This window comes from Campylobacter concisus (assembly GCF_003048605.1).
GTDB lineage: Bacteria > Campylobacterota > Campylobacteria > Campylobacterales > Campylobacteraceae > Campylobacter_A > Campylobacter_A concisus_BM.
Genome location: NZ_PIRX01000016.1, coordinates 1 through 3,214, shown reverse-complemented (window position 1 = coordinate 3,214; position 3,214 = coordinate 1). Strand labels below are relative to the sequence as shown.

The window sequence follows — 3,214 nt, the reverse complement described above, 5'->3', positions numbered from 1 at the left end:
ATTCCGCAAACAATCAAAACCCAAGCAACACAAACCAAACAGGTCAAACAAAGATAAACCAAGATACCAAGTATGGTATCAACCTACTAAGCAAAGATAATATGAATAGCTTTATAAACTCTTTTAATGAGTCAAAGAGCATAACAAGAGTAGATAAGGGTATGTGGGTGGATGGGGATAGAGAATCAAATGTTTTAATAGAGATCAAAGACTATCCTTTTACGCTAAGTATGCTAAAGCAGGTATTTACCAATATAAAAACAAATCAAGAATATATATTACAAGAGATGGTAGATGAGCTAAATAGAAGAGATGATGATGACGGAATTCAAATGTATGTAAAATATAAGCTTGACACCAGAAATAGATTAGAGCATTTTTTTGGGCAATGCTTTGTAGAAGCAAAGACAACAAAAGGTGATTTTACTTTAGAAGAAGAGCTGGGGAAATTTACAGAGAATAATATAATTAGCTATAGAGGTAAAGCTAGATTAGAAGAAGCCAAAAAACTATATCCGCAATATTATGACAAGACAGACCCTTCAAAATGGGCAAAATTTGTTGGTAACGCTATGTACTCTGATCGTGGAAAGGGTTATTTGGGTAATGATGGTGGCGATGATGGATTTAATTTTAGAGGTAGAGGAATTAAGCAACTTACTGGAAAATTTAACTATAAAGATTTCAACAAATATGCGCATAATAATTATTGGCTAGATGAAGAAGTAAATTTTGTAAATTCACCAGATTTATTAATTTCAGATGGAAAATATGCTCTAGTCTCTGCTGCATATTTTTGGACTATAGAAAGACCAAAGCCTAAAAAATATCGTCTTTATGAAATAGCTGATGAAAGTAAAGCGGATTCGGACAATAGCGATATAGTAGAACGCATAACTGCTGTTATAAATCCGCAAAAACTTAGTCTTGAGCAGAGAAAAGAAGCTTATAAACGCATAAAAACAGCAAATGTGTTTAAGATTTTTCAGTAAGGAAATAGTATGAAATTTAAAATTATATTGCTAGCCTTAATTTCTAGTTTAAATTTATATGCTTACGAGCCTTTAAGCCCTGAAAATGCTATCAATAAATTTAGTAATGATTTTTACCAACTAAATGATTATGATTCAAGCCCTTGGAGAGACTACGGCACAAAGAGCAAACCAAGTTTTACCTGCTATGATGCCAAAGGAAAGTATAAATTTAAAAAATACTCTTTAGAAGACTTTATATGCCAGTCAGACTATAACTCTTTTAGAGATAACTACTTTGCTGATCTTTATAATCTAATCGTAAAAGAAGCTCCAAATTTAAAAGAAAAAGCTCAAAAGATAGCAAGAGAGAGGATAAAAGATAGTAAAAAAGAGTGCATTATATACTCAAAAAAAGAGTATGACTATAGCTTTGTTGCTAAGTCAGCATTTTTTGTGTCTGAAAGTATCTATTGCGTAAAGAATTTCTATAGAGAGTACACTGCAAAGCTAGCTTTAATGCTTTATGGGGATGATAAAGAGCTATTTAAAAGAATTTATGGCGAAGACTATGAGAAATTTAAAGAGGTATTTGAAGATACTCTAAAATATGTGCCGATAGAAAATGGTAGCACACCAAGAGATGTAAAAAGATCTGAAATAAATAACGAATTTTTGCAAAAATACAAAATTTACCACTATGATGACGACTACCCACAGATAGATGACATGCTATATATCTTGCTCGTGCAGTACTCCCTAATAGACAAAAATGGTCATTTAGTTTTACCAGAGAATAGAAAAGAGGAGTAGCGTGCCTACTCTTCATATTAAGCCATTTGCCGATAAGCTAAATTCTCTTTTAGCCTCCCAAACGTCAAAGAAATTTAGCACCGAAAATATCTACTGCGTAAATTTAACATCCTCTTCTACATCTAACGCTTCAAGGATAAATAAGCTCTTAAAAAGAAGAGAAGAAGAGCTTTATAAGCAAGAGGATATGCTAATACTCTGCCCTATCAAGACGGCTACTCCTATTAGGATATTTCAGCCTAAAAAGAGCAACTTTACCATAGTGTTAGCTAGCCAAAGCGAATTTGACTGCAGCGAGCTAAACCCAAAAGAGCTAAACCCTAGCAGGCCAAACTATGGCAAGCTAAATTTATGCGAGCTAATACTCACTGACTTTAAATTTGACTCTTATGAGAAAGAGAATAAGGGCGCTTCATCTGATAGAGATATCAAATTTAAAAACGCAAAGACAAAGTCAGATAGTGTGATCCTTTATAAAGAAAACGATGATGGCAAAGATGATAAAAACAAGACAAAGGGTGCTTGCTTTACTAGTATAAGGCAAAGTAGCGATGAGATAGAGTACAAGCTAGAAGATGGTGTTGTAAAGATGAGCCACTTTAAGCTCCCCTCATCTAAAGACGAATATCTAAATTTCAATCTTCTAAATTTCGCTAAGGAGAATAACTTTACCCTTAGAGATGATAAAGACTCAGCTATGTTTGATATGAAGCTTCGTCTAGCTCTTGGTAACAATATAGTACCTACATCAACATCTAGTTCAAGCCTTGCTCTAACACTAAATAATCTCATCATTGAAAACGAAAAAGGTGAAGCTAGTGATATAGATAAGATATATCTTCACCACTGCGGTGATAAAAATATATATGAGAGTACATCTTTAGTTAAAAATAAAGACTCAGATATCAAAAACTCATATACAGCTACATTTAATATCCCTATAGATAGAAATGATAAGAAAGATACCAAGCTTATAGTCTATTCATCTGATCTAAGTAAAATTCATGATACTAAAGGGATACATGCCTACACTGGTACAGCTATCATATCTATAGGATATAAAGATAAAAGTGGTGCTAGCTTTAGCTATACAAACAAGGTATCTTTAAGAGATATAACAGATCATATAGTAAATGTAGTATCTGATAGCCAGTATCCATTTAAGACAAATGAAGAGATAAGTTTAAAGGCTATATATAAACAAGAAAAAGGGAGTAAGAGGTATAAAGAGGTACTTTGGGGATATATGGTGATAAAAACCATAGAGTATAACGAGCTATCAAAGAAACAACCTAGAGAAGCTGTAGCCTTAAAAGATCAAAAGGGTAAAGAGATAGCATTTAAAATTTCAGATGTTATAAAGAAAGATGATCTAGATAAGCTAAAGCAAGGTGGTCATACTATAGTATTTTTTGCATATCTTGAAGGAG

At 32.9% G+C, this 3,214-nt stretch carries 3 protein-coding genes; all 3 read left to right on the top strand.

The features are described from left to right. Positions 1-992, top strand: a 992-nt coding sequence (locus CVS86_RS09765) for a glycoside hydrolase family 19 protein (RefSeq protein WP_234399268.1), incomplete at its 5' end; no start/stop codon positions are given. Between the two features lie 9 nt (positions 993-1,001). After that, positions 1,002-1,784 carry a hypothetical protein gene (locus CVS86_RS09760; protein ID WP_103636601.1) on the top strand — a complete coding sequence of 261 codons (783 nt, stop codon included), beginning with the start codon at positions 1,002-1,004 and terminating at the stop codon, positions 1,782-1,784. A 1-nt stretch (position 1,785) separates the two neighbouring features. Then, positions 1,786-3,214, top strand: a 1,429-nt coding sequence (locus CVS86_RS09755; RefSeq protein ID WP_199906537.1) for a hypothetical protein, incomplete at its 3' end; no start/stop codon positions are given.